Origin of the sequence: Streptomyces sp. CB09001 (genome assembly GCF_003369795.1) — a bacterium.
Taxonomy (GTDB): domain Bacteria; phylum Actinomycetota; class Actinomycetes; order Streptomycetales; family Streptomycetaceae; genus Streptomyces.
Window position 1 is genome coordinate 5,314,945 of sequence record NZ_CP026730.1, and the last position, 25,198, is coordinate 5,340,142.

Here is a 25,198-nt window from a genome sequence, read left to right on the forward strand (position 1 = left end):
CAGGTGGCGCAGGTGCCGCAGAGGTTCTTCGACGCTCTGGCGGTGCGTACCTGGTGCGGTCTGTCGCTGCGCGCGCTGGGCCGGGCGCGCGAGGAGATCGACGCGATCAACGTATACCCCGTCGCCGACGGGGACACCGGCACGAACCTCTACCTGACCGTCGAGTCGGCCGTCGCGGCCGTGGAGGCCGTCTTCGCGGCACACGAGCTGAACGCGGACGCCCAAGACGGGAGCGAGGCACCCCGGGACGTGGGCGACCGGCCCTCACTGGCCGACGCCGTCGGCGCCATGGCGCACGGCGCGCTGATCGGCGCGCGGGGCAACTCCGGCACGATCCTCGCGCAGCTGCTGCGCGGCATGGCGCAGGTGCTCGCCGCACCGGGCGACTCCGACCGCGCCGAGGGTTCCGGTCTGCGACGGGCCCTGCGGCACGCCGCCGCGTCCGCCCGGCAGGCCGTGGCCCACCCGGTCGAGGGCACCGTCCTGACCGTCGCCTCGGCCGCCGCCGACGCGGCCGAGGGGGCCGAGGGCGACTGCGCCGAGGTGGCCCGTGCCGCCTACGAGGGTGCCCGCGCGGCACTCGCCGCCACTCCGGGCCAGCTGCCCGCCCTGGAGCGCGCCGGAGTGGTCGACGCGGGCGGCCACGGCCTGGTGACGGTCCTCGCGGCCCTGGTGGAGACCTTCACGGGCCGGGCGCCCCGCCCGGTCGCCGTGCCGCACGCGCGCGTGGAGCGTGGCGGCGAGGGACTCGCAAACGCGCACGTCCCCGCCGGGGAGTGCGCCACGGAGACGGAGGGCGAGGAGAACGGTCCCGCCTTCGAGGTGATCTACCTCCTGGAGGCCGAGGACACGGCCGTGGCCCGGCTGCGGCGGCGGCTCGACGCCCTCGGGGACTCGCTCGTCGTGGTCGGCGGCGACGGCCTGTGGAACGTCCACGTGCACGTCGACGACGCGGGCGCCGCCGTGGAGGCCGGCGTCGAGGCCGGCCGGCCGTACCGGATCCGCATCACCCACTTCGGGCACGGCGACGCACACACCGCGGGGGCCGAGCGCCCGCCCCGGGAACGGGCCCAGCGCGCCGTGGTGGCCGTCGTACCGGGGGAGGGCCTGGCGGGGCTGTACGCGGAGGCAGGCGCGACCACCCTGCTCGCGCGCCCCGGGGAGCCGCCCGCGAGCGGCGAGCTGGTCCAGGCCGTCCGGCGGGCGCACGCGCGCGAAGTGGTGCTGCTGCCCAACGACGCCGAACTGCGCCACACCGCCGCCGCGGCGGCCGAGCAGGCCCGCACCGAGGGCATCCGCGTCGCCCTCATCCCGACCCGTTCCGCGGTCCAGGGCATCGCCGCGCTCGCCGTGCACGAGCCCGAGCGGCGCTTCGACGAGGACGTGGTGGCGATGACCTCGGCGGCCGGCGCCACCCGCCACGCCGAGGTCACCGTCGCCGAACGCCAGTCCTGGACCACGGCCGGCATCTGCCAGGCCGGTGACGTGCTCGGCCTCATCGACGGCGACGTGGCCGTGATCGGCGCGGACGTCTCCCAGGTCGCCGCGACCGTCCTGGACCGCATGCTGTCGGCCGGCGGCGAGCTGGTCACCCTCGTCCTCGGCGACGAGGCGCCGCGGGCCGTCGCCGACCGGCTGGAGGCCCGCGTCCGGGAGGCCTACCTCGCCGTCGACACGGTGGTCTACCGGGGCGGCCGGCAGGGCGCCCTGCTGCTGGTCGGCGTGGAGTAGGCGGAGGAGTACGCGGCCGGTACGGCGCTCCCCCCAAGCCGTTGTCAGTGGCGTGGTGTGCAATGGATCTCGTGCCCGCACTGCAAGAACCCCTGAAGAAGGTGCTCGGCCCCGCCACCGCGAAGGTGATGGCCGAGCACCTCGGCCTGCACACCGTCGGCGACCTCCTCCACCACTACCCCCGGAGATACGAGGAGCGCGGTCAGCTCACCCACCTCGCCGACCTGCCCATGGACGAGCACGTCACGGTGGTCGCCCAGGTCGCCGACGCCCGCCTGCACACCTTCGCCTCGTCGAAGGCACCGCGCGGCAAGGGGCAGCGGCTCGAGGTGACCATCACGGACGGCAGCGGCCGCCTCCAACTGGTCTTCTTCGGCAACGGCGTCCACAAGCCCCACAAGGAACTCCTGCCGGGCACCCGCGCGATGTTCGCCGGCAAGGTCTCCGTCTTCAACCGCCGACTGCAACTTGCCCACCCGGCGTACGAGTTGCTGCGCGGCGGTGACGACGAGGACGAGGCGGCCGAGAGCGTCGAGTCGTGGGCGGGCGCGCTCATCCCCCTCTACCCGGCCACCGCCAAGCTGGAGTCCTGGAAGCTCGCCAAGGCGATCCAGACGGTGCTGCCCAGCGCCCAGGAGGCCGTGGACCCGCTCCCCGGCTCCCTGCGCGAGGGCCGGGGCCTGGTCTCCCTGCCCGAGGCCCTCCTCAAGATCCACCGCCCGCACACCAAGGCCGACATCGAGGACGCCCGCGCCCGCCTGAAGTGGGACGAGGCCTTCGTCCTCCAGGTCGCTCTCGCCCGCCGCCGCCACGCCGAGACCCAACTCCCCGCCGTCCCCAGGAAGCCCGGCGCCGACGGCCTGCTCACCGCCTTCGACGACCGCCTCCCCTTCACCCTCACCGACGGTCAGCAGCAGGTCTCCCGGGAGATCTTCGACGACCTCGCCACCGACCACCCCATGCACCGGCTGCTCCAGGGCGAGGTGGGCAGCGGCAAGACCCTGGTCGCCCTGCGCGCCATGCTCGCCGTCGTCGACTCCGGCGGGCAGGCCGTGATGCTGGCGCCCACCGAGGTGCTCGCCCAGCAGCACCACCGGTCCGTCGTCGAGATGATGGGCGAGCTGGCCGAGGGCGGGATGCTGGGCGGCGCCGAGCACGCCACCAAGGTGGTCCTGCTCACCGGTTCCATGGGCGCCGCCGCCCGCCGCCACGCCCTGCTCGACCTGGCCACCGGCGAGGCGGGCATCGTCATCGGCACCCACGCGCTGATCGAGGACAAGGTCCAGTTCCACGACCTCGGCCTGGTCGTCGTCGACGAGCAGCACCGCTTCGGCGTGGAGCAGCGCGACGCCCTGCGCGGCAAGGGGAAACAGCCCCCGCACCTGCTCGTCATGACCGCCACGCCCATCCCGCGCACCGTCGCCATGACCGTCTTCGGCGACCTGGAGACCTCCGTCCTGGACCAGCTCCCGGCCGGCCGGTCACCGATCGCCAGTCATGTCGTCCCCGCCGCCGACAAACCCCACTTCCTCGCCCGGGCCTGGGAACGGGTCCGTGAGGAGGTGTCGAACGGCCACCAGGCGTACGTCGTCTGCCCCCGCATCGGCGACGAGGACGACGACCCCAAGAAGGGCGCCAAGCAGTCCAAGCAGCCCCCGGAGGGCGACGCCGACAAACGCCCCCCGCTCGCCGTCCTCGACGTCGCCGAAGGCCTCGCCAAGGGGCCGCTCCAAGGGCTCAAGGTGGAGGTCCTGCACGGCCGGATGCAGCCCGACGACAAGGACGCGGTCATGCGCCGCTTCGCCGCCGGGGAGACCGACGTCCTGGTCGCCACCACCGTCATCGAGGTCGGCGTCAACGTCCCCAACGCCACCGCGATGGTGATCATGGACGCCGACCGCTTCGGCGTCTCCCAGCTGCACCAGCTGCGCGGCCGGGTCGGGCGCGGCTCCGCCCCCGGCCTGTGCCTGCTGGTCAGCGAGATGCCCGAGGCGAGCGCGGCCCGCCAGCGGCTGAACGCGGTCGCGAGCACCCGCGACGGCTTCGAGCTCTCCCGCATCGACCTCGAACAGCGCCGCGAGGGCGACGTACTCGGCCAGGCCCAGTCCGGCGCCCGCACCTCCCTGCGCGTCCTCGCCGTCATCGAGGACGAGGAGATCATCGCGGAGGCGAGACAGGAGGCCGCGGCCGTCGTCGCCGCCGACCCCGAGCTGACCGGCCTGCCGGGGCTGCGCACGGCCCTGGAGGCACTGCTGGACGACGAGCGGGAGCAGTACCTGGAGAAGGGCTGAGAGACTGGCAACGGACACCGTCCGTCCACCCGAGCACACCGACAAGGACCCAGAAATGACCCGCGTGATCGCCGGCAAGGCCGGCGGACGTCGACTGGCCGTCCCGCCGGGAACCGGCACCCGTCCCACCTCGGACCGCGCGCGCGAGGGCCTGTTCTCCACCTGGCAGTCCCTGCTCGGCGGCCCGCTGGACGGCGAGCGGGTTCTCGACCTGTACGCGGGTTCCGGCGCCGTCGGCCTGGAGGCGCTGTCCCGCGGCGCGGGGCACGTCCTGCTCGTCGAGGCCGACGCCCGTGCCGCCCGCACGGTCCGGGAGAACGTCACGTCCCTCGGTCTGCCGGGCGCCGAGGTCAGGGCGGGCAAAGCCGAACAGATCATCCGCACCCCGGCCCCGGACGAGCCGTACGACGTCGTCTTCCTGGACCCGCCGTACGCCGTCTCGGACGACGATCTTCGCGAGATCCTGCTCACACTCCGCACGGAGGGGTGGCTCGCGGCCGAAGCGCTCGTCACCGTGGAGCGCAGCACCAGAGGCGGCGAATTCCGCTGGCCGCACGGCTTCGAAGCGATCCGGGCCCGTCGCTACGGCGAGGGAACGTTTTGGTACGGTCGCGCCGCCTCTACGTGCGAAGACGCACGATGACCGGACCGGAGAGCGAGGGAACACAAGTGCGCCGTGCCGTCTGTCCCGGGTCGTTCGACCCGATCACCAACGGACACCTCGACATCATCGCCCGAGCCTCCAGCCTCTACGACGAGGTCTACGTCGCGGTGATGATCAACCAGGCGAAGAAGGGCCTGTTCGAGATCGAGGAGCGGATCGACCTCATCCGCCGGGTCACCGCCGAGTACGGGAACGTCCGCGTGGAGTCCTTTCACGGCCTGCTCGTCGACTTCTGCAAACAGCGCGAGATCCCGGCCATCGTCAAGGGCCTGCGCGCGGTCAGCGACTTCGACTACGAGCTGCAGATGGCCCAGATGAACAACGGCCTCTCCGGTGTGGAGACCCTCTTCATCCCCACCAACCCCACCTACAGCTTCCTGTCGTCCTCCCTGGTCAAAGAGGTCGCGACCTGGGGCGGCGACGTCGCCCACCTGGTGCCGCCGCTGGTCCTCGAAGCCCTCACGGAGCGCCTGAGGAATCGCTGACCGCCCCGTCGCGCCGCCACCGCCACAGCCCACGGAGACTGACAACCCGTCACCCGGTGTCCCCGGGACACCCCGGGGTCGTACAGTCGACCCGTCCGTCTCCAACACAGCTGTAGAGAGTGGCGAGCACACGGTGGACGTGCAGAACAAGCTCGACGAGATCACCGCGATGGTCTCCGGCGCCCGCGCCATGCCCATGTCGGCCTCGTGCGTGGTCAACCGCGCCGAACTGCTCTCGATGCTGGAAGAGCTGCGCGCGGAGCTGCCCGGTTCCCTCGCCCAGGCGCAGGAGCTGATCGGCGACCGCGAGCAGATGGTCGCGCAGGCCCGCCAGGAGGCCGACCGGATCATCGAGGGCGCGCACGCCGAGCGCGGGTCCCTGATCGCCGACACCGAGGTCGCCCGCCGCTCCCAGGCCGAGGCCGACCGGATCCTCGCCGAGGCCCGGCAGGAGGCCGAGGAGGTGCGCGCCGAGGCCGACGACTACGTCGACTCCAAGCTCGCCAACTTCGAGGTCGTGCTCACCAAGACCCTCGGCTCCGTCGGCCGTGGCCGCGAGAAGCTCCTCGGCACCGGACCCGGCCTCGACGAGAACGGCTACGAGGACGAGGACGCCCCCGAGCGCAGCCACGACCCGGAGATCCTGCGCCGCGACGCCGACACCTACGTCGACACCAAGCTCGGCGCCTTCGAGGCCGTACTGGCCAAGACGCTGGACGCGGTCGGCCGGGGCCGCCAGAAGCTGCACGGCCGGATCGCCACCGACGACCTCGGCGCCCTCGCGGACGACATGACCACCGTCCAGCACTCCAGCGACGCCGACTACCTCGCCGACCTCGCGGGCCTCGCCGACGTCCCCGCCCCCGCCTTCGCCGAGCAGCAGGGGCAGCCCCAGTACGGGGAGCAGCAGCCCGTGGCGGCCCAGGTGCCGGCGCAGGCCATGCCGGAGATGCCGTCCCAGGAACCGGCGTACGGCTACGCACCCCAGCAGCAGCCCGATCCGTACGCGGCGTACCAGCAGACCTACGACGGGGGACAGGACCCGTACGGCTACCAGCAGCAGGGCGCCGACCCGTACGCCTACCAGTACGACGGCGGGCAGCAGGCCTACGACGCACAGCAGGGCTACGCCCAGCCCCCGCAGCAGCCTCCGCACGTCCCGCAGGCCCATCCGCAGGCGCTCGACGAGACCAGCCTCTTCGACACCAGTATGATCAGCGCCGAGCAGCTGCGGGCCTACGAACAGGGCCGCGGGCTCTAGGGGGCGAGGGGGCGCCCCGGGCCGGATTGGGCCGAGAGCGAATGGTCCAGTATCCTGGCTCTTCGGTCGCGTGTACGCCCGCGATCGCCGCTGCCCGGGAACACCGAAGGGCAGCACCCTCAACCCACGAAGACCGAAAGCAGGAATGGTTCTGAACGCGCGCCTCGACCACCGCGACCCCCTCGTGTTCGACACGCACGAGCTGGGACGGCGGCCCGGTGCGCTCCAGCGCCTGACCCGCACGGTCGACGCTCCCAAGGACTTCGGTCTCCAGGGGGTCATCGGAGTGCCGGAAGGCGCCCCGGTGGAACTCGATCTCCGGCTCGAGTCGGTCATGGAAGGGGTGCTCGTCACGGGCACCGCCCGTGCCAGGGCCGAGGGGGAGTGCGTAAGGTGTCTGGAGCCGCTGGAGCAGCAGCTCGAAGCGGACTTCCAGGAGCTGTTCTCGTACCCTGACGCCGACGACCGTGGCCGCCCCGTGGCGGAACCGGCCGACGACGCCGAGGACGACGAGGACAGGTTCTTCGTCGAGGACGGACTGATCGGCCTCGAAGCCGTGCTGCGCGACGCGGTGGTGCTCGCACTGCCGATGCAGCCGGTGTGCCAGGAAGACTGCCAGGGTCTGTGCTCCGAGTGCGGAGTGCGCCTGTCGGACGACCCGGACCACCACCATGACGCCGTCGACATTCGTTGGGCGGCATTGCAGGGACTCGCCGGTTCACTCGGAGACGGCGAGAAGGACGAGATGAGCGGCGACGCGCCAGGTACCGCGGACGCCGCCGAGAAGCAGGAGAAGTAGCCGTGGCTGTTCCGAAGCGGAAGATGTCGCGCAGCAACACGCGCCACCGCCGGTCGCAGTGGAAGGCTGCGGTCCCCACCCTGGTTGCGTGCGAGCGCTGCCACGAGCCCAAGCTGCAGCACATCGCGTGCCCGGCTTGCGGCACTTACAACAAGCGCCAGGTCCTCGAGGTCTGAGCGGCTGGTGAGAGGCACTGTGTCAGTCCCCAAGAAGGCGGAAGACGCCAAGGCGGACCCACCCGCCAAGAAGAAGGCGGACACCCAGGCCTCGTCCCACACGCTTCTGGAAGGGCGGCTCGGCTATCAGCTCGAGTCCGCCCTTCTGGTGCGTGCACTGACCCACCGTTCCTACGCGTACGAGAACGGCGGTCTGCCGACGAACGAGCGGCTGGAGTTCCTCGGGGACTCCGTGCTCGGCCTCGTCGTCACGGACACGCTGTACCGCACCCACCCCGACCTGCCCGAAGGCCAGCTGGCCAAGTTGCGGGCCGCGGTGGTCAACTCGCGTGCGCTGGCGGAGGTGGGCCGCGGGCTCGAACTCGGCTCCTTCATCCGGCTCGGCCGTGGTGAAGAGGGCACGGGCGGCCGGGACAAGGCGTCCATCCTCGCCGACACCCTCGAAGCGGTGATCGGCGCGGTCTATCTCGACCAGGGCCTCGACGCGGCCTCCGAACTGGTGCACCGCCTGTTCGACCCGCTGATCGAGAAGTCCTCGAACCTCGGTGCCGGCCTGGACTGGAAGACCAGTCTCCAGGAGCTCACCGCGACCGAAGGGCTCGGCGTCCCCGAGTACCTGGTCACGGAGACCGGCCCGGACCACGAGAAGACCTTCACTGCTGCCGCCCGCGTCGGAGGCGTCTCGTACGGCACCGGCACCGGCCGCAGCAAGAAGGAGGCGGAGCAGCAGGCCGCGGAATCCGCGTGGCGGTCCATCCGGGCCGCGGCGGACGAGCGTGCCAAGGCGACGGCCGACGCCGTCGACGTGGACCCCGACGAGGCGTCCGCCTCCGCCTGACCCGTCCACCGCACGGTCCGAATGCCCGCCCCTCCGCCGGGGCGGGCGTTCGGCTCGGCACCAGTCCAGGCCCGCTCGAGGGGAAGCCATGCCCGAGTTGCCCGAGGTAGAGGTCGTACGGCGCGGCCTGGAGCGCTGGGTCGCACACCGGACCGTCGCCGACGCCGAGGTGCTGCACTCGCGCGCGGTACGCAGGCACCTCGCGGGCCCCGACGACTTCGCCCATCGCCTCAAGGACCACCGCGTCGGCACACCCAGCCGCCGCGGCAAGTACCTGTGGCTGCCCCTGGAGGACACCGACCAGGCCGTCCTCGCCCACCTCGGCATGAGCGGCCAGCTCCTGGTCCAGCCGCACGAGACACCCGCCGAGAAGCACCTGCGCATCCGGGTCCGCTTCGCCGACGCCCTCGGCACCGAACTCCGCTTCGTCGACCAGCGCACCTTCGGCGGCCTCTCCCTGCACGAGACCACCCCCGACGGACTGCCCGACGTCATCGCGCACATCGCCCGCGACCCGCTGGACCCGCTCTTCGACGACGAGGCGTTCCACCAGGCCCTGCGCCGCAAGCGCACCACGATCAAACGGGCCCTGCTCGACCAGTCCCTGATCAGCGGCGTCGGCAACATCTACGCGGACGAGGCCCTCTGGCGCGCCCGCCTGCACTACGAACGCCCCACGGCGACCCTCACCCGCCCCCGCACCACCGAACTGCTCGGCCACGTCCGGGACGTGATGAACGCCGCCCTCACCGTCGGCGGCACCAGCTTCGACAGCCTCTACGTCAACGTCAACGGCGAGTCCGGCTACTTCGACCGCTCGCTCGACGCCTACGGCCGCGAGGGCCTGCCCTGCCGCCGGTGCGCCACACCGATGCGCCGCCGGCCGTGGATGAACCGCTCCAGCTACTTCTGCCCGAAGTGCCAGCGCGCGCCGAAGGTCACGCCGTAGGCATCCGCTGCGCGTCGTACCGCTCGCGCGAGGCCAGCACGTCGTCCATCCGCCCCTCGACGCACTCGATGAGCGCGAGCAGCCGCCCGGCCACCTCGTGGCCCAGCGCCGTGAGTTCGTAGTCCACCCGGGGCGGGTTGGTCGGCTGGGCCTCGCGATGCACCAGCCCGTCGCGCTCCAGCGCGTGCAGGGTCTGGGCCAGCATCTTCTCGCTGACACCGTCCACCCGGCGGCGCAGCTCGTTGAACCGGAAGGACCCCTTGTACAACGCGCCGAGCGTCAGCGCGCCCCAGCGCCCCGTGACGTGCTCCAGGGTGCCGCGCGAGGGACAGGCCCGGGAGAACACGTCGTACGGCAGATCCTGCTCCGCCGTGCGCTCCTGCGTGGTCGACATGCCTCCAGCGTACGTGAGCACAGCGCTGCGCCGCAGATTGCGCTGAGCGGGGCACAGCGCGGGAGCACTGTCGGGGCAGCACTGCCCGGGGCGGTCAGTAGCCGAAGTCCTGTGTCCACCAGGGGCCGCCGGAGCCGAAGTGGACGCCGACCCCCAGGGTCTGGAAGTCGCAGTTCAGGATGTTGGCCCGGTGGTCGGGGCTGTTCATCCAGGCGTCCATCACGGCCTGGGCGCCGGCCTGGCCGCGGGCTATGTTCTCGCCCCCGAGGCCGGATATGCCCGCTGCCGACGCCCGGTCCCAGGGGGTGGCGCCGCTGGGGTCGGTGTGGTCGAAGAAGCCCTGGGTCGCCATGGCGTGGCTGAAGTCCTCGGCCAGCTCACGCAGGGCGCTGTTCGCGGCCACCGGGCTGCAGCCGACCTTGGCCCGTTCGTCGTTGACCAGCTTGAGCACCTGCGCCTGGGCGACGGCCTCCTGGGAGACGGCGGCGGGCGCGCTGGGCTTCGCGGGATCCTTGGCGGCCGGGTGCGAGGGCGTGGGCCTCGGCTTGGCGCTCGGAGGTGTCTTCTGCTCCTCGGTCCTCGACGGTGTCCCGGCCGGGGCGGCGGGCTTCGAGGCCGGTGGCGAGGTGGAGGGGGCGGCCGAGGACCGCGAGGGGGAGGAGGTGTCCTCCTTGCCCTCCTTCGCGGAGGACTTTCCGGCAGAGGAGTCCTCGGAGGGGGAGGACGGGGCGGACGACGAGGAGCGGTCGGTGCCGCGGCTCGTGGCCGCGTCGCCGCCCCGGCCGGTGTCCGCGCTGCCCGAGGTGCCGCCCAGCTGGGACGGGCTGTTGGTCGGGGCGTCCTGGGCCTGCACCCGGTCGCCCCCGCTGTTGCTGTCGCCCATCCGGTAGTTGTCGAGGCCGGGCACCACGCCCGTGGCCACCGCCACCGTGCCGATGGCGACCGCGGCGGACACGCCGAGCAGGCCGGTGCGGACCGGAGTGGCCGCCTTCTTGCGGCGGCGACGACGTCCTCCGCCGGGCTGCGGGCCGCCCGCGGGCGTGTACCCGTCGCGGGGGAAGGCGACGGTGCGGCCCGCCCGCGGGCCCTCGCCGTCCGGGTCGTCGGCGAAGAGGTAGGCGTCGCTCTTGGCGCGGACCTCTGCGTACGCCTCGGGGTTCAGGTAAGGAGCGATGCCCATCGTGGGGGCCTCGCCCGCGTCCGGAGCGAGCGGATCGCGGCGCCCTCCCGCCGTACCGTCCGGCTGGTGGCCCTCCGCGGCGCGGCCGGCGGCGGAGCGTCGGTGGCGTCCCATGTCCTGGCCTTCCTCGTCCTCGTCCTCGCGCTGGGCGTGCCCTCGCGGTCGACTGTGCTCACGATCAACACGGAACTCACACGATCGAGTGAGTTTCAAGTGAGATTCACTGGGTCGGGACGGTACCGCATGGCGCCAGGGGGTGAAGTGTCCCGCGAGACATTGACTGGTTAGGTTGCAGTCATGAGCGAGGATGTACGGCTGGTCGCGTGGGTGCGCGGACGGGTCCAGGGCGTGGGATTCCGCTGGTTCACGCGGGCCAGGGCCCTGGAACTCGGCGGGATGAGTGGCTTTGCTCTCAATTTGGGCGACGGTCGCGTGCAGGTCGTCGCGGAGGGCCCGCGCGAGCGCTGCGAGGGACTGCTCGAATGGCTGCGCGGTGACGACACGCCCGGACGCGTGGACGGAGTCACCGAGATCTGGGACACACCCCGCGGTGGGTACGACGGCTTCGCCATCCGCTGACGGCCCTCCCCGCGAGGGGCGGCGGGCGCGGGAGGCGACCTCCCCGCAGGGTGGCCTGGGCGAAAACGGGCAGGTGGTTGCCAAGGGTGGTCGCTCGTGGGAGGCTCCGCACGCGAAATGATCGCCACGCCCCGAGGGCCCGCAGGAGTCGCAGCGTCGCCGCTCACCGGCCGCATGCCCCCGGGCGCCCGCCAATACGGGGCGTGATCGTGTTGACCGTCAAACTTTTTGGTGAGACGCTGAAAGCCCCGCGCACCTTAGCTGTTTGGCATGGTTGAACGGCAGTAAAAACTCCAAAGTGCCAAGCACCGCGGGTGCGATTCCCTCACGACCCACACCGCTTCGGTCGGTCACTCATTGTGGAGGACCATCCATCATGGCAAAGGCGCTTCTCGGTTACGTCGGCGGCTCCGACCCTCGACTCCTCGCCGAGATGCGACGGCTCCAGCAGCGCGTCCAGGACCTGGAATCCGAGCTCGGACGAATCCAGGCGGAGAACGACGCGCTTGCGGCTGCCGCTTCTCACGACAGGATCATGGAGAGCATGGAGAGCGTTGACGCACACCAGGCGGAGCCTGCGCTCACCTGATCACTGCATCGCTCCACCACGGCACGGTAGTGGTCGGGCCCGCCCGTACCACCGCTCAGGTGCCAGAGTCTGCAAGGGACGCTTCGGCGTCCCTTCTTTCTTTCCCGCCCCCCGTCTCGCCCGCCGTGTCCGTCCCCGCGCAACCTTTCACCCTCTTCAACGTCTGATGTGCCCTGCACGTTCACCGGTGAAACCGCGTCGGTTCACCGGTTCGTGGAGTGAGACAGACCCGAAAGGTAGAGTCCGACGGCGTGCACCTGAAGGCCCTGACCCTCCGCGGGTTCAAGTCGTTCGCCTCGGCGACCACGCTCCGGTTCGAGCCCGGCATCACCTGTGTCGTCGGCCCGAACGGCTCGGGCAAGTCCAACGTCGTCGACGCGCTCAGCTGGGTCATGGGCGAACAGGGCGCCAAGTCGCTGCGCGGCGGCAAGATGGAGGACGTCATCTTCGCCGGCACCACCGGCCGCCCGCCGCTCGGCCGGGCCGAGGTGTCGCTGACCATCGACAACTCCGACGGGGCCCTGCCCATCGAGTACGCCGAGGTCACCATCACGCGGATCATGTTCCGCAACGGCGGCAGCGAGTACCAGATCAACGGCGACACCTGCCGCCTCCTCGACATCCAGGAACTCCTCTCCGACTCCGGCATTGGCCGCGAGATGCACGTCATCGTCGGCCAGGGCCAGCTCGACTCCGTCCTGCACGCCGACCCGATGGGACGCCGGGCCTTCATCGAGGAGGCCGCCGGCGTCCTCAAGCACCGCAAGCGCAAGGAGAAGGCGCTCAGGAAGCTGGACGCGATGCAGGCCAACCTCGCGCGCGTGCAGGACCTCACCGACGAGCTGCGGCGCCAGCTCAAACCCCTCGGCCGCCAGGCAGCCGTCGCCCGCCGGGCCGCCGTCATCCAGGCCGACCTCCGGGACGCCCGGCTCCGGCTCCTCGCCGACGACCTCGTACGGATGCGCGAGGCACTCCAGGCCGAGATCGCCGACGAGGCCGCCCTCAAGGAACGCAAGGAGAGCGCCGAACAGGAGCTGGGCAGGGCGCTGCGCCGCGAGGCGGACCTGGAGGACGAGGTGCGCCGGCTCACCCCGCGCCTCCAGCGCGCCCAGCAGACCTGGTACGAGCTGTCCCAGCTCGCCGAACGGGTGCGCGGCACGATCTCGCTGGCCGACGCGCGCGTGAAGAGCGCCACCTCCGCACCGCCCGAGGAGCGCCTCGGCCGCGACCCGGAGGAACTGGAGCGCGAGGCCGCCCGCGTCCGCGAGCAGGAGGCCGAACTGGCAGCGGCCCTGGAGGCGGCCGAACACGCCCTGGAGGACACGGCCGCCCACCGCGCCGACCTCGAACGCGAACTGGCCATGGAGGAACGCCGCCTCAAGGACGTCGCCCGCGCCATCGCCGACCGCCGCGAGAACCTCGCCCGGCTCGGCGGCCAGGTCGGCGCCGCCCGGTCCCGCGCCGCCGCCGCCCAGGCCGAGATCGAGCGGCTGGCCCATGCACGGGACGAGTCCGGGGAACGCGCGGCCGCGGCGCAGGAGGAGTACGAGTCACTCCAGGCCGAGGTCGACGGGCTCGACGCCGGCGACCAGGAACTCGCCGAGCGGCACGACGCCGCCAGGCGGGCACTGACCGGGGCGGAGGCCGCGCTGAGCGCCGCGCGTGAGGCGGCCACCGCGGCGGAACGCGAGCGCGCCGCCACGCAGGCCCGGCACGAGGCACTCGCCCTCGGCCTGCGCCGCAAGGACGGCACCGGAGCGCTGCTCGCCGCCAAGGACCGCCTCACCGGGCTGCTCGGCCCCGCCGCCGGACTCCTCACCGTGACGCCGGGCCACGAGGCCGCCCTGGCCACCGCCTTCGGCGCCGCCGCCGACGCCCTCGCCGTGACCTCCCCGGCGGCCGCCGCCGACGCCATCCGCCTGCTGCGCAAGCAGGACGCGGGCCGGGCGGCCCTGCTGCTCGCCGGCGGCCCCGACGACGTACCCCACGAGCCGCGCGGCGACGGACCGCCGCACGCCGCCGACCTGGTGCACGGACCCGCCGACCTGATGCCCGCCGTACGGCGGCTGCTGCGCGGGATCGTCGTCGTCGCCACCCTGGAGGACGCCGAGGACCTCGTCTACGCCCGCCCCGGGCTGACCGCCGTCACCGCCGAGGGGGACCTGCTGGGCGCCCACTTCGCCCAGGGCGGTTCCGCCGGAGCGCCCAGCCTCCTGGAGGTGCAGGCGTCCGTGGACCAGGCCGCCGCCGAGCTGGCGGAGCTGGGCGTGCGCTGCGAGGAGCTGGCCGGGGCGCAGGACGCGACCGCCGCACGGCGCCGGGAGTGCGCCGCGCTCGTCGAGGAGCTGGGGGAGCGGCGCCGGGCCGCCGACCGGGAGAAGTCGTCCGTCGCCCAGCAGCTGGGCCGGCTCGCGGGCCAGGCGCGCGGTGCCGCCGGGGAGGCGGAACGGTCCGCCGCCGCTGCCGCCCGGGCACAGGAGGCGCTGGACAAGGCGCTCATGGAGGTCGAGGAACTGGCCGAGCGGCTCGCCGTCGCCGAGGAAATGCCGACGGAGGAGGAGCCCGACACCGGAGCCCGCGACCGGCTCGCCGCCGACGGTGCCAACGCCCGCCAGACCGAGATGGAGGCCCGCCTCCAGGTCCGTACGCACGAGGAGCGGGTCAAGGGACTGGCCGGACGGGCCGACTCCCTGGACCGGGCCGCCCGCGCCGAACGCGAGGCACGCGCGCGTGCCGAGCAGCGGCGGGCCAGGCTGCGGCACGAGGCGGCCGTCGCCGAGGCGGTCGCCGCCGGCGCCCGGCAGTTGCTCGCCCACGTCGAGGTCTCGCTGACCCGCGCCGACGAGGAGCGCACCCTCGCCGAGGCGGCCAAGGCCCGGCGCGAGCAGGAACTGACCGCCGCGCGCACCGCCGGGCGCGACCTCAAGGCGGAGCTGGACAAGTTGACGGATTCAGTTCACCGGGGCGAGGTACTCGGCGCCGAGAAACGGCTGCGCATCGAGCAGCTGGAGACCAAGGCGCTGGAGGAACTCGGTGTGGAACCGGCGGGGCTCGCGGCCGAGTACGGCCCCCATCAAGAGGTGCCGCCCTCGCCCCCCGCCGAGGGCGAGGAGCTCCCCGCCGACCCGGAGCACCCGCGCAACCGCCCCCGCCCCTTCGTCCGCGCCGAGCAGGAGAAGCGGCTGAAGGCCGCCGAGCGCGCCTACCAGCAGCTCGGGAAGGTCAACCCGCTGGCGCTGGAGGAGTTCGCGGCGCTGGAGGAACGGCACCAGTTCCTCAGCGAGCAGCTGGAGGACCTGAAGAAGACCCGCGCCGACCTGCTCCAGGTCGTCAAGGAGGTCGACGAGCGCGTCGAGCAGGTCTTCACCGAGGCCTTCCGGGACACCGCCCGGGAGTTCGAGGGCGTCTTCAGCCGGCTGTTCCCGGGCGGTGAGGGGCGGCTGATCCTGACCGACCCCGACAACATGCTCACCACCGGCGTGGACGTCGAGGCCCGGCCCCCGGGCAAGAAGGTCAAGCGGCTGTCGCTGCTCTCCGGCGGGGAGCGCTCGCTGACCGCGGTGGCGATGCTGGTGTCGATCTTCAAGGCCCGGCCGAGCCCGTTCTACGTGATGGACGAGGTCGAGGCCGCGCTCGACGACACCAACCTGCAGCGGCTGATCCGGATCATGCAGGAGCTGCAGGAGGCCTCGCAGCTGATCGTCATCACGCACCAGAAGCGCACGATGGAGGTCGCCGACGCGCTCTACGGCGTGTCCATGCAGGGTGACGGTGTGTCGAAGGTCATCAGTCAGCGACTGCGTCAGTCCTGATCACCTGTTCTTCAAGACTTGAACACATAACCCTTCGGTTTCCCCCAAAGTCACAGCTTTCCCGCTCTTGACTTCGACACTTGAAGACATAGTCTCTGCAACGTTGCTTTTACCTTCAGGTTCCTTCGTCGGCGCCTCGAAGGGTGAACCACCCCGGCAGCGTTGCCGGTAGCCCGAGGAGTTTCACGTGGCCAGCACATCGCAGGCGTCCAGTACAGGAGCCGGGACGGCTCATCCCGATCATCTCGGGCACGTCATCTTCATCGCGGCGGCGGCCGCGATGGGCGGTTTCCTGTTCGGCTACGACAGTTCCGTGATCAACGGCGCGGTCGAGGCCATCCGGGACCGCTACGACGTCGGCTCCGCGGTGCTGGCCCAGGTCATCGCCGTCGCTCTGATCGGCTGCGCCATCGGCGCCGCGACCGCGGGCCGTATCGCCGACCGCATCGGCCGCATCCGCTGCATGCAGATCGCGGCGGTCCTCTTCACCGTCAGCGCCGTCGGCTCGGCACTGCCCTTCGCGCTGTGGGACCTCGCCATGTGGCGCGTCATCGGCGGCTTCGCCATCGGCATGGCCTCGGTGATCGGCCCCGCCTACATCGCCGAGGTCTCCCCGCCCGCCTATCGCGGCCGGCTGGGCTCCTTCCAGCAGGCCGCGATCGTCATCGGCATCGCCGTCTCGCAGCTGGTCAACTGGGGACTGCTGAACGCCGCCGGCGGGGACCAGCGCGGCGAGCTGATGGGCCTGGAGGCCTGGCAGGTCATGCTCGGCGTCATGGTGATCCCGGCCGTTCTGTACGGCCTGCTGTCCTTCGCCATCCCCGAGTCGCCCCGCTTCCTGATCTCGGTCGGCAAGCGCGAGCGCGCCAAGAAGATCCTCGAAGAGGTCGAGGGCAAGGACGTGGACTTCGACGCCCGCGTCACCGAGATCGAGCACGCCATGCACAGCGAGGAGAAGTCCTCCTTCAAGGACCTCCTCGGCGGCAGCTTCTTCTTCAGGCCGATCGTCTGGATCGGTATCGGGCTGTCCGTCTTCCAGCAGTTCGTCGGCATCAACGTCGCGTTCTACTACTCCTCGACGCTGTGGCAGTCGGTCGGCGTCAACCCGGCGGACTCGTTCTTCTACTCGTTCACGACGTCGATCATCAACATCATCGGCACCGTGATCGCGATGATCTTCGTGGACCGCGTCGGCCGCAAGCCGCTCGCCCTGATCGGCTCCGTCGGCATGGTGATCGGGCTGGCGCTGGAGGCCTGGGCGTTCTCCTTCGACCTGGTCGACGGCAAGCTCCCGGCCACCCAGGGCTGGGTCGCCCTGATCGCCGCCCACGTCTTCGTGCTCTTCTTCGCCCTGTCGTGGGGTGTGGTCGTCTGGGTCTTCCTCGGTGAGATGTTCCCCAACCGGATCCGTGCCGCGGCCCTCGGCGTGGCCGCCTCCGCGCAGTGGATCGCGAACTGGGCCATCACCGCGAGCTTCCCGTCGCTGGCCGACTGGAACCTCTCCGGCACCTACGTGATCTACACGATCTTCGCAGCCCTCTCCATCCCCTTCGTGCTGAAGTTCGTGAAGGAGACGAAGGGCAAGGCGTTGGAGGAGATGGGCTGACCCGCCCGCCCCGAACCCGGGGAGGAGGGCCAAGTCCCCGCTGCCCCTCTCCCCGTACCGTCCGCCGCCCCGCCCGGTCACCCTCCGGGCGGGGCGGCGGTGTGCCGTGGCCCGGCGTACGTCAGACGGTCACGGCCTCGGGCTGCTCCGCCCGCTCCGCGCGCGCTCCCGGGACGATCAGCGCCGGTTTCGGCAGCACCGCGTACAGCAGGGCGGAGATCACGACCGTGGCCACCCAGCCCAGCCCGTACTCGCCGACGAAGTTGTCCGTGGCGAAGGGGCCGGTGAACCAGTCGGACGTGGTGAACATCAGACCGGCGGCCAGGCCCACCGCCCAGGCGGCGACGGCTGCGGGGGAGAAGCCGCCGCGGTACCAGTAGGCGCTGGTGCGGCCGGTGTCGGCCAGGGCCTCACCGTCGTACTCCCGGCCGCGCAGCATGTCCGCGCCGAACACGCCGACCCAGGCGGAGAAGGCGACCGCGAGCAGCGACAGGAACGCGATGAAGGACCCCATGAAGCTGGTCGCCACCAGCATCAGCACACCGCCGAAGACCAGCGAGATCACGGCGTTGACCGAGACCGCCCAGTGCCGCGGGACCTTGAAGCCCAGGGTCTGCGCGGTGAACCCGGCCGAGTACATCGACATCGAGTTGATCAGCAGCATGCCGATCAGCGCGATCAGCAGGTACGGCACCGCGATCCAGGTCGGCAGGATCTCGCCCAGGAAGGAGACCGGGTCGGCGGCCGAGGCCAGATCCGGCGTGGAGACCGCCATGACCGCGCCCATCAGCACCATCGGCAGGACGACGATGCCCGCACCGCCGACCGTGACCCCCACGATTCCCTTCGAGGAGGCCGTGCGCGGCAGGTACCGGGTGAAGTCCGGCGCCGACGGGATCCAGCTGACGCCGCCCGCCGCGATCAGACCGACACCCGTGATCATCGCGGCCACCGAACCGGCGGACCGGTCGAACACCGCGGACCAGTCGGTGTCGACCACCAGGTAGCCCAGCACCAGTACCGAGAAGGCGCCGAAGAGATACGCCGCGTACTTGTTGCACTTCTGCACGGCGTTGATGCCCAGCCCCGAGATCGCGAACGTCGCCACCACGAAGGCGAGCAGCGTCACCACGTCCAGCACGCTGTTGGCGCGGATGCCGAAGACGATGTCCAGCACGGTGAGCAGCGCATAGGCACCGGTCACCGCGTTGATCGTCTCCCAGCCCCAGCGGGCCACCCAGATCAGCGAACCCGGCAGCAGATTGCCCCGCTGCCCGAACACGGCACGGGACAGCGCCATCCCGGGGGCGCCGCCCCGCTTGCCGGCGATGCCGATCAGCCCGACCAGGCCGTACGACACGACGGGCGCCGCGGCCGCGACGACCAGGGCCTGCCAGAAGTTGAGCCGGTACGCCACGACGAGGCTCGCGCCCATCGTGAGCAGCAGCACGCTGATGTTGGCGCCGACCCAGGTCGGGAACAGCTCGCGGGTCCGGGCGGTGCGCTCGTGGTCGGGCACCTGCTCGATGCCACGGGTTTCCAGGGCGCCTTCGTTCTCGGCGGTCTTGCTCATGTGGGGGGTCCGTGCCTCGATCGTGGGGGAGAAGGGGCGGTCGGGACTCTACGCGCGTCGACGCGGCCTTCTCCATCGTACTTTGCTCCCACTCGCACCCTCCAGGGGCCTTTGTCCTTTGGTGGAAACCACAAGCGGCCGATAGCGGGGGGCCGTGCCGGGGGTCACGCATACTGGTCCCGTTATGGAAATCGTCATCCTTGCTGTAGTCATCGCCGTGGTCGTGATCGGCGCGCTCGGCGGGCTGGTCGTCGGCAGCCGCCGCAAGAAGCAGCTGCCCGAGCCGCCCCCCACCACGCCCGACATCACCGCCCCTCCGGCCGAGCCGCACGTCGGCGACGAGGCCGAGACGCCGCGCGACGAAACGCGCCGGACGATAGAGGAGGTCGACCTCCCGGACGGCGGCACCGCCACCGTCGAGGAGCCGCCCGTCGTCGAAGAGCTCGAGATCCCGCAGATCGAGGTTCCCGAGCCCACCGCCGGCCGACTGGTCCGGCTCCGTGCCCGCCTCTCCCGCTCGCAGAACGCCCTCGGCAAGGGCCTGCTGACCCTGCTGTCCCGGGAGCACCTCGACGACGACACCTGGGAGGAGATCGAGGACACGCTCCTCACCGCCGACGTCGGCGTGCAGCCCACGCAGGAACTGGTCGAGCGCCTCCGCGAACGGGTGAAGGTCCTCGGCACCCGCACGCCCGAGGAGCTGCGCACCCTGCTGCGCGAGGAGCTGATCACCCTGGTCGGCCCCGACATGGACCGCGAGGTCAAGACCGAGCCCGCCACGAGCAAGCCCGGCATCGTGATGGTCGTCGGTGTGAACGGCACCGGCAAGACCACCACCACCGGCAAGCTCGCCCGCGTCCTGGTGGCCGACGGCCGCAGTGTGGTCCTCGGCGCCGCCGACACCTTCCGCGCCGCCGCCGCGGACCAGCTCCAGACCTGGGGCGAGCGGGTCGGCGCCCACACCGTGCGCGGGCCCGAGGGCGGCGACCCGGCCTCCGTCGCCTTCGACGCGGTCAAGGAGGGCAAGGAGATGGGCTCGGACGTCGTGCTCATCGACACCGCCGGCCGCCTGCACACCAAGACCGGCCTCATGGACGAGCTGGGCAAGGTCAAGCGCGTCGTGGAGAAGCACGCGCCGCTGGACGAGGTGCTGCTCGTGCTCGACGCCACCACCGGGCAGAACGGTCTGATCCAGGCCCGGGTCTTCGCCGAGGTCGTGAACATCACCGGCATCGTGCTGACCAAGCTGGACGGCACGGCCAAGGGCGGCATCGTGGTCGCCGTCCAGCGCGAGCTGGGCGTGCCGGTCAAGCTGATCGGACTCGGAGAGGGCGCGGACGACCTGGCGCCGTTCGAGCCCGCGGCCTTCGTGGACGCCCTCATCGGCGAGTGACGCCGCCTGCCGGCGCCCCGTGCCCGCACCCGGGCGAGAAGCGCCCGCCTCCCGAACCGGGAGACGGGCGCTTCGCCGTCGGTGCGGGAGGGCGGCGGGCGGCGGCTCGTGTGCGTACGGAGGTGGGGCGAGTCGTGTCGCCGCCCGGGTCCGCCGAGTGGCGGGCGCCAGGACGCGCGACGTGGGGGTGTGGCAGGGCGCTTCCGGGCGAGGTGAGTGTCTCGGGAGGGCGGCGGAGGCCTACGCCCGCGACCGGTGGGCCACGTAGGCCAGCGTGCCCAGGAGCAGCCGTGCCGCCGGGGGCTTCGTCGCCGAGTCGAGGGCCGGAGGACGCAGCCAGCGCACCGGGCCCCGGCCACCGCGGTCGGAGGGCGGTGCCGTGACGTACGTACCGGGGCCGAGGCCGCGCAGGTCGAGGGCGGACGGGTCGTCCCAGCCCATCCGGTACAGCAGCCGGGGCAGCTCGGCCGCGGCGCCCGGAGCGACGAAGAACTGGGCGCGGCCCTGCGGGGTCGCCGCGACCGGCCCGAGCGGGACGCCCATGCGCTCCAGCCGGGCCAGCGCCCGCAGTCCGGCGGGCTCGGCCACCTCGATCACGTCGAAGGTCCGCCCGACCGCCAGCATCACCGCGGCGCCGGGGAACCGGGCCCACGCCTCGCCCGCCTCGTCCAGGGTCGCCCCGGCGGGCACCCGGGGCGCGAAGTCCAGGGGGTGCGCGCCAGGCGCCGGGCAGTCGGGCAGACCGCACGAGCAGGCGCCCTGGGCGGTCCGGGCACCCGGCACCACGTCCCAGCCCCACAGCCCCGTGAACTCGGCCACGACGGTGCGCTCCGAGGCGCGGCCGCGGCGGCGCGCGCCGGACCGGATCTCGCGCATGCCCCGACTGCTGCCGATGCCGATCGTGAAGCCCATGCCCCCTCCAACGGGTCCGACGCAGCGGCGGTTACGCAGCGGGCGTGAAACGTGACTCTCTGCTTCCAACTCCCCAGTCCGGCGCGGTTCAGACAGCGTCCGGAAGCACTCCGGGGTGGTGCGTCCGGCGGCGCACGCCCCGGTGTGCACCGGTGCACCGACTCCTGGTTGGCCTATGTCAAGTGAATCGCGTCCCGGCCACCGCGAGTTCATTCGAAGGGGTGGCGAATGGTGGCGATTCCGCAATCGCCATGGCTGGACGAGTGATCGTAGGACTACTTTGTGTGCATGGAGCCTTGGGGCACATGCGCTTGTGGGTATGCCGGAGGCAACCCGGCTTTCCGTTCGAAGGGTGCCAACCACCGGACGGAGGGCCGTAACCACCGGCATTCTGATAGGGCTTGGCGCACTCGGCGACAGGTGGTCTCAGGAATGGGGGCGTTCCAGTGAGTGGCAACGGCGGAAGCGGTACGAGCGCGGGGAGCGCGTCACACGCCGACAAGCGCCCGAACGAGCTGCTCACCTCCTGGTTCGCCCGCAGCGGCTGGTCCAAGGGCGAGCTGGCCCGCCAGGTCAACCGCCGGGCCCGCCAGTTGGGCGCCAACCACATCTCCACCGACACCTCACGTGTGCGCCGCTGGCTCGACGGGGAGAATCCGCGCGAGCCGATCCCGCGCATCCTGTCCGAGCTGTTCTCCGAGCGTTTCGGCGTCGTCGTCTCCGTCGAGGACCTGGGCCTGCGTTCCACCCGCCCCACGCCCTCGGCGACGGGCGTCGACCTCCCCTGGACGGGCCCGCAGACCGTGGCCCTGCTCAGCGAGTTCTCGCGCAGCGACCTCATGCTGGCGCGGCGCGGCTTCCTCGGGAGCTCGCTGGCCCTCTCCGCGGGCCCGTCCCTCATCGAACCCATGCAGCGCTGGCTCGTCCCCACGCCCTCCGCAGGCCCGTCGGCGGCCGGAGCCGAGTCCGCGGCACCCACCACCCGCGCGCGTGGCCGTCTGTCCAGGCCGGAGCTGGACCTGCTGGAGTCCACCGCCGTGATGTTCCGCCGCTGGGACGCCCAGTGCGGCGGCGGTCTGCGCCGCAAGGCCGTGGTCGGCCAGCTGCACGAGGTCACCGACCTGCTCCAGGAGCCCCAGACGGAGACCACCCGCGCCAAGCTCTTCAAGGTCGCCGCCGAGCTGGCCGAGCTGGCCGGCTGGATGTCGTACGACGTCGGGCTCCAGCCCACCGCCCAGAAGTACTTCGTGCTCGCTCTGCACGCCGCCAAGGAGGCCGGAGACCGGCCGCTCGGCTCGTACATCCTCTCCAGCATGAGCCGCCAGATGATCCACCTCGGCCGGCCCGACGACGCCCTGGAGCTGATCCACCTCGCCCAGTACGGCAGCCGGGACTGCGCGAGCCCGCGCACCCAGTCGATGCTGTACGCGATGGAGGCCCGCGCCTACGCCAACATGGGGCAGCCCGGCCGCACCAAACGCGCGGTGCGCATGGCGGAGGACATCTTCGCCGAGGCCGACGAGTGGGACGAGCCGGACCCCGACTGGATCCGCTTCTTCTCCGAGGCGGAGCTGTACGGGGAGAACAGCCACTCCTTCCGCGACCTCGCCTACGTGGCCGGCCGCAGCCCCGCCTACGCCTCCCTCGCCGACCCCCTGATGCGCCGGGCCGTGGAGCTGTTCGCCAAGGACGAGGAGCACCAGCGCTCCTACGCGCTGAACCTGATCGGCATGGCCACCGTCCACCTGCTGCGCCGCGAACCCGAGGAGAGCACCGTCCTGGCCATGGAGGCCATGGGCATCGCCAAGAAGGTCCGCTCCGAACGCGTCAACACCCGCATCCGCAAGACCGTCGACACGGCCGTACGCGATTTCGGCGACCTGGGTGAGGTCGTCGACCTGACCCAACGGCTCGCCGTCGAGTTGCCGGAGACCGCCGAAGCGGTCTGAACGCCCACCAGCCCCGGCCGCGGCCGGCCCTCCCGAACTGCCCGACTCGGCTCCCCCATGCCAGGTCATTCGGAGGCCGCCGCGGCCGGCTCGCGTCCCGGTGCGGGCCGCCCGGCCACGATCACGGCCGCGCGGGCCCGCATCCGGCCGTTCACCCACGCGTAACACGCACGGCGCCTTCGTCACGGCGGCGAAACAACGAGGGGCGTCCACCGAAACCGCGCTGCGCCAATCTCATGGCGCATAACCGGCCCACCCCTCACTGCCCGCCCAGGCTTCGCCCGCACGGGGCCGCACCAACGACGAGGAGACGCCGATGGCTCCAGCCATCACGCTCGCCGCAGAGACGGAGCTCTCTGCCGCCAACACAGGCTTCATGCTCATCTGCTCCGCCCTGGTGATGCTCATGACGCCGGCCCTGGCCTTCTTCTACGGAGGCATGGTCCGCGTCAAGAGCACCCTGAACATGCTGATGATGAGCTTCATCAGCCTCGGCATCGTCACCGTCCTGTGGGTGCTGTACGGCTTCTCCATGGCGTTCGGCACCGACTCCGGCGGCGTCGTCGGCTGGAACTCCGACTGGGTCGGACTCAGCAACATCGGCCTGACCGAGCTGTGGGACGGCTACACCATCCCCGTCTTCGTGTTCCTGGTCTTCCAGATGATGTTCGCCGTCATCACCCCCGCCCTGATCAGCGGTGCCCTCGCGGACCGGGTGAAGTTCACGGCCTGGGCACTCTTCATCGCCCTGTGGGCCACGATCGTCTACTTCCCCGTCGCCCACTGGGTGTGGGGCGCGGGCGGCTGGGCCTTCGAACTGGGCGTGATCGACTTCGCCGGCGGTACGGCCGTGCACATCAACGCCGGTGCCGCCGCGCTCGGCGTGATCCTCGTCATCGGCAAGCGGGTCGGCTTCAGGAAGGACCCGATGCGCCCGCACAGCCTCCCGCTGGTCATGCTCGGCGCCGGGCTGCTCTGGTTCGGCTGGTTCGGCTTCAACGCCGGGTCGTGGCTCGGCAACGACGACGGCGTCGGCGCGCTGATGTTCGTCAACACCCAGGTCGCCACCGGCGCCGCCGTCCTCGGCTGGCTCGCCTACGAGAAGATCCGGCACGGCGCCTTCACCACCCTGGGCGCGGCCTCCGGCGCCGTCTCCGGCCTGGTCGCCATCACCCCGGCCGGCGGCGCCGTCTCCCCGCTGGGCGCGATCGCCGTCGGACTGATCGCCGGTGTCGTGTGCGCCATGGCCGTCGGCCTGAAGTACAAGTTCGGCTACGACGACTCCCTCGACGTGGTCGGCGTCCACCTCGTCGGTGGCATCCTCGGTTCGCTGCTCATCGGCTTCTTCGCCAGCGGCAAGGGCCAGTCCGACGTCGAGGGCCTCTTCTACGGCGGCGGCCTCGACCAGTTCTGGAAGCAGTGCGCGGGCGTCTTCGGCGTCCTCGCCTACTCCCTGGTCGTCTCCGCGGTCCTCGCCTTCCTGCTGGACAAGACGATCGGCATGCGGGTATCGGAGGACGTCGAGGTGGCCGGCATCGACCAGGCCGAGCACGCCGAGACCGCATACGACTTCAGCGGCGCCGGCGGCGGTGCCGTCCGCACGACCGCCACGCCGGCCGCCTCCGCGGCGGCGTCGGCCCCGAGCAAGAAGGTGGACGCATGAAGCTCATCACCGCCGTCGTCAAGCCGCACCGGCTCGACGAGATCAAGGAGGCCCTCCAGGCCTTCGGGGTCCACGGCCTGACCGTCACCGAGGCCAGCGGCTACGGCCGCCAGCGCGGACACACCGAGGTCTACCGGGGTGCCGAGTACACGGTCGACCTGGTGCCCAAGATCCGCATCGAGGTCCTCGTCGAGGACGACGACGCCGAGCAGCTGATCGACGTCGTCGTCAAGGCGGCCCGTACCGGCAAGATCGGTGACGGCAAGGTCTGGGCGGTCCCGGTCGACACGGCCGTACGGGTCAGGACCGGCGAGCGCGGCCCCGACGCGCTCTGACACGACGGACGGACGAACG

General features: G+C 71.7%; 21 protein-coding genes. 17 read left to right on the forward strand and 4 right to left on the reverse strand.

What is annotated here, in order from left to right; translation table 11 throughout:
• Positions 1 to 3 precede the first annotated feature (3 nt).
• The 9 genes from C4J65_RS24915 to mutM all read left to right on the forward strand — a co-directional run bounded on the left by C4J65_RS24915 (position 4) and on the right by mutM (position 9,194).
• Positions 4 to 1,731, forward strand: coding sequence for a DAK2 domain-containing protein (locus tag C4J65_RS24915; RefSeq protein WP_115744390.1), 1,728 nt, complete (start codon positions 4 to 6; stop codon positions 1,729 to 1,731).
• A 62-nt stretch (positions 1,732 to 1,793) separates the two neighbouring features.
• Positions 1,794 to 4,022, forward strand: coding sequence for an ATP-dependent DNA helicase RecG (gene recG / locus C4J65_RS24920; protein ID WP_115744391.1), 2,229 nt, complete (start codon positions 1,794 to 1,796; stop codon positions 4,020 to 4,022).
• A gap of 55 nt (positions 4,023 to 4,077) precedes the next feature.
• Positions 4,078 to 4,665 (forward strand): 16S rRNA (guanine(966)-N(2))-methyltransferase RsmD, encoded by a 588-nt coding sequence (rsmD, locus tag C4J65_RS24925; protein ID WP_115744392.1) that lies wholly within the window; start codon positions 4,078 to 4,080, stop codon positions 4,663 to 4,665.
• 26 nt (positions 4,666 to 4,691) lie between these two features.
• Positions 4,692 to 5,171 (forward strand): pantetheine-phosphate adenylyltransferase, encoded by a 480-nt coding sequence (coaD, locus tag C4J65_RS24930; protein WP_003973426.1) that lies wholly within the window; start codon positions 4,692 to 4,694, stop codon positions 5,169 to 5,171.
• A 133-nt stretch (positions 5,172 to 5,304) separates the two neighbouring features.
• Positions 5,305 to 6,432, forward strand: a complete 1,128-nt coding sequence (locus C4J65_RS24935) for a cell division initiation protein (protein ID WP_115744393.1) — start codon at positions 5,305 to 5,307, stop codon at positions 6,430 to 6,432.
• 145 nt (positions 6,433 to 6,577) lie between these two features.
• A complete protein-coding gene (locus C4J65_RS24940; protein ID WP_115744394.1) occupies positions 6,578 to 7,231 on the forward strand; it encodes a YceD family protein in 654 nt (217 codons plus the stop codon).
• A gap of 2 nt (positions 7,232 to 7,233) precedes the next feature.
• A complete protein-coding gene (gene rpmF, locus C4J65_RS24945) occupies positions 7,234 to 7,407 on the forward strand; it encodes a 50S ribosomal protein L32 (RefSeq protein WP_006139588.1) in 174 nt (57 codons plus the stop codon).
• 7 nt (positions 7,408 to 7,414) lie between these two features.
• On the forward strand, positions 7,415 to 8,245 hold the full coding sequence (rnc, locus tag C4J65_RS24950) for a ribonuclease III (protein ID WP_061442354.1): 831 nt from the start codon (positions 7,415 to 7,417) through the stop codon (positions 8,243 to 8,245).
• Positions 8,246 to 8,333: 88 nt separating this feature from the next.
• Positions 8,334 to 9,194 carry a bifunctional DNA-formamidopyrimidine glycosylase/DNA-(apurinic or apyrimidinic site) lyase gene (gene mutM / locus C4J65_RS24955; protein WP_115744395.1) on the forward strand — a complete coding sequence of 287 codons (861 nt, stop codon included), beginning with the start codon at positions 8,334 to 8,336 and terminating at the stop codon, positions 9,192 to 9,194.
• Here the strand turns inward: mutM and C4J65_RS24960 are convergent.
• Together C4J65_RS24960 and C4J65_RS24965 are read right to left on the reverse strand one after the other, a co-directional pair.
• Positions 9,184 to 9,588 (reverse strand): helix-turn-helix domain-containing protein, encoded by a 405-nt coding sequence (locus C4J65_RS24960; RefSeq protein WP_162833340.1) that lies wholly within the window; start codon positions 9,586 to 9,588, stop codon positions 9,184 to 9,186. The genes mutM and C4J65_RS24960 overlap by 11 nt on opposite strands.
• A 94-nt stretch (positions 9,589 to 9,682) precedes the next feature.
• Entirely contained in the window at positions 9,683 to 10,882 is a 1,200-nt protein-coding gene (locus C4J65_RS24965; protein ID WP_115744397.1) for a CAP domain-containing protein, read from the reverse strand.
• Positions 10,883 to 11,065: 183 nt separating this feature from the next.
• On the opposite strand from C4J65_RS24965, the gene C4J65_RS24970 reads away from it, so the two are divergent.
• The 4 genes from C4J65_RS24970 (at position 11,066) to C4J65_RS24985 (ending at position 17,354) form a co-directional block, all read left to right on the forward strand.
• On the forward strand, positions 11,066 to 11,347 hold the full coding sequence (locus C4J65_RS24970; protein WP_115744398.1) for an acylphosphatase: 282 nt from the start codon (positions 11,066 to 11,068) through the stop codon (positions 11,345 to 11,347).
• A 376-nt stretch (positions 11,348 to 11,723) separates the two neighbouring features.
• Positions 11,724 to 11,936 carry a hypothetical protein gene (locus C4J65_RS24975; RefSeq protein ID WP_003973418.1) on the forward strand — a complete coding sequence of 71 codons (213 nt, stop codon included), beginning with the start codon at positions 11,724 to 11,726 and terminating at the stop codon, positions 11,934 to 11,936.
• A 251-nt stretch (positions 11,937 to 12,187) separates the two neighbouring features.
• Positions 12,188 to 15,748 carry a chromosome segregation protein SMC gene (smc, locus tag C4J65_RS24980; protein ID WP_115744399.1) on the forward strand — a complete coding sequence of 1,187 codons (3,561 nt, stop codon included), beginning with the start codon at positions 12,188 to 12,190 and terminating at the stop codon, positions 15,746 to 15,748.
• Between the two features lie 187 nt (positions 15,749 to 15,935).
• Complete coding sequence (locus C4J65_RS24985) at positions 15,936 to 17,354, forward strand: sugar porter family MFS transporter (protein ID WP_115744400.1); 1,419 nt, start codon at positions 15,936 to 15,938, stop codon at positions 17,352 to 17,354.
• A gap of 121 nt (positions 17,355 to 17,475) precedes the next feature.
• Here C4J65_RS24985 and C4J65_RS24990 read toward each other — a convergent pair whose 3' ends face one another.
• The gene (locus tag C4J65_RS24990) at positions 17,476 to 18,927 is read right to left on the reverse strand and encodes a cytosine permease (RefSeq protein ID WP_115744401.1); all 1,452 of its coding nucleotides are present in this window, start codon (positions 18,925 to 18,927) and stop codon (positions 17,476 to 17,478) included.
• A gap of 184 nt (positions 18,928 to 19,111) precedes the next feature.
• On the opposite strand from C4J65_RS24990, the gene ftsY reads away from it, so the two are divergent.
• The gene (gene ftsY / locus C4J65_RS24995; protein WP_016327350.1) at positions 19,112 to 20,320 is read left to right on the forward strand and encodes a signal recognition particle-docking protein FtsY; all 1,209 of its coding nucleotides are present in this window, start codon (positions 19,112 to 19,114) and stop codon (positions 20,318 to 20,320) included.
• Positions 20,321 to 20,560: 240 nt separating this feature from the next.
• Here ftsY and C4J65_RS25000 read toward each other — a convergent pair whose 3' ends face one another.
• Positions 20,561 to 21,232 (reverse strand): bifunctional DNA primase/polymerase, encoded by a 672-nt coding sequence (locus tag C4J65_RS25000; RefSeq protein WP_115744402.1) that lies wholly within the window; start codon positions 21,230 to 21,232, stop codon positions 20,561 to 20,563.
• Positions 21,233 to 21,678: 446 nt separating this feature from the next.
• Between C4J65_RS25000 and C4J65_RS25005 the strand changes: the two genes are divergently transcribed.
• The 3 genes from C4J65_RS25005 to C4J65_RS25015 all read left to right on the forward strand — a co-directional run bounded on the left by C4J65_RS25005 (position 21,679) and on the right by C4J65_RS25015 (position 25,179).
• Entirely contained in the window at positions 21,679 to 23,181 is a 1,503-nt protein-coding gene (locus C4J65_RS25005; protein WP_115744403.1) for a hypothetical protein, read from the forward strand.
• A gap of 316 nt (positions 23,182 to 23,497) precedes the next feature.
• Positions 23,498 to 24,844, forward strand: coding sequence for an ammonium transporter (locus C4J65_RS25010; protein ID WP_115744404.1), 1,347 nt, complete (start codon positions 23,498 to 23,500; stop codon positions 24,842 to 24,844).
• Complete coding sequence (locus C4J65_RS25015) at positions 24,841 to 25,179, forward strand: P-II family nitrogen regulator (RefSeq protein ID WP_003973409.1); 339 nt, start codon at positions 24,841 to 24,843, stop codon at positions 25,177 to 25,179. Before C4J65_RS25010 ends, C4J65_RS25015 begins: the two co-directional genes overlap by 4 nt.
• Positions 25,180 to 25,198 lie beyond the last annotated feature (19 nt).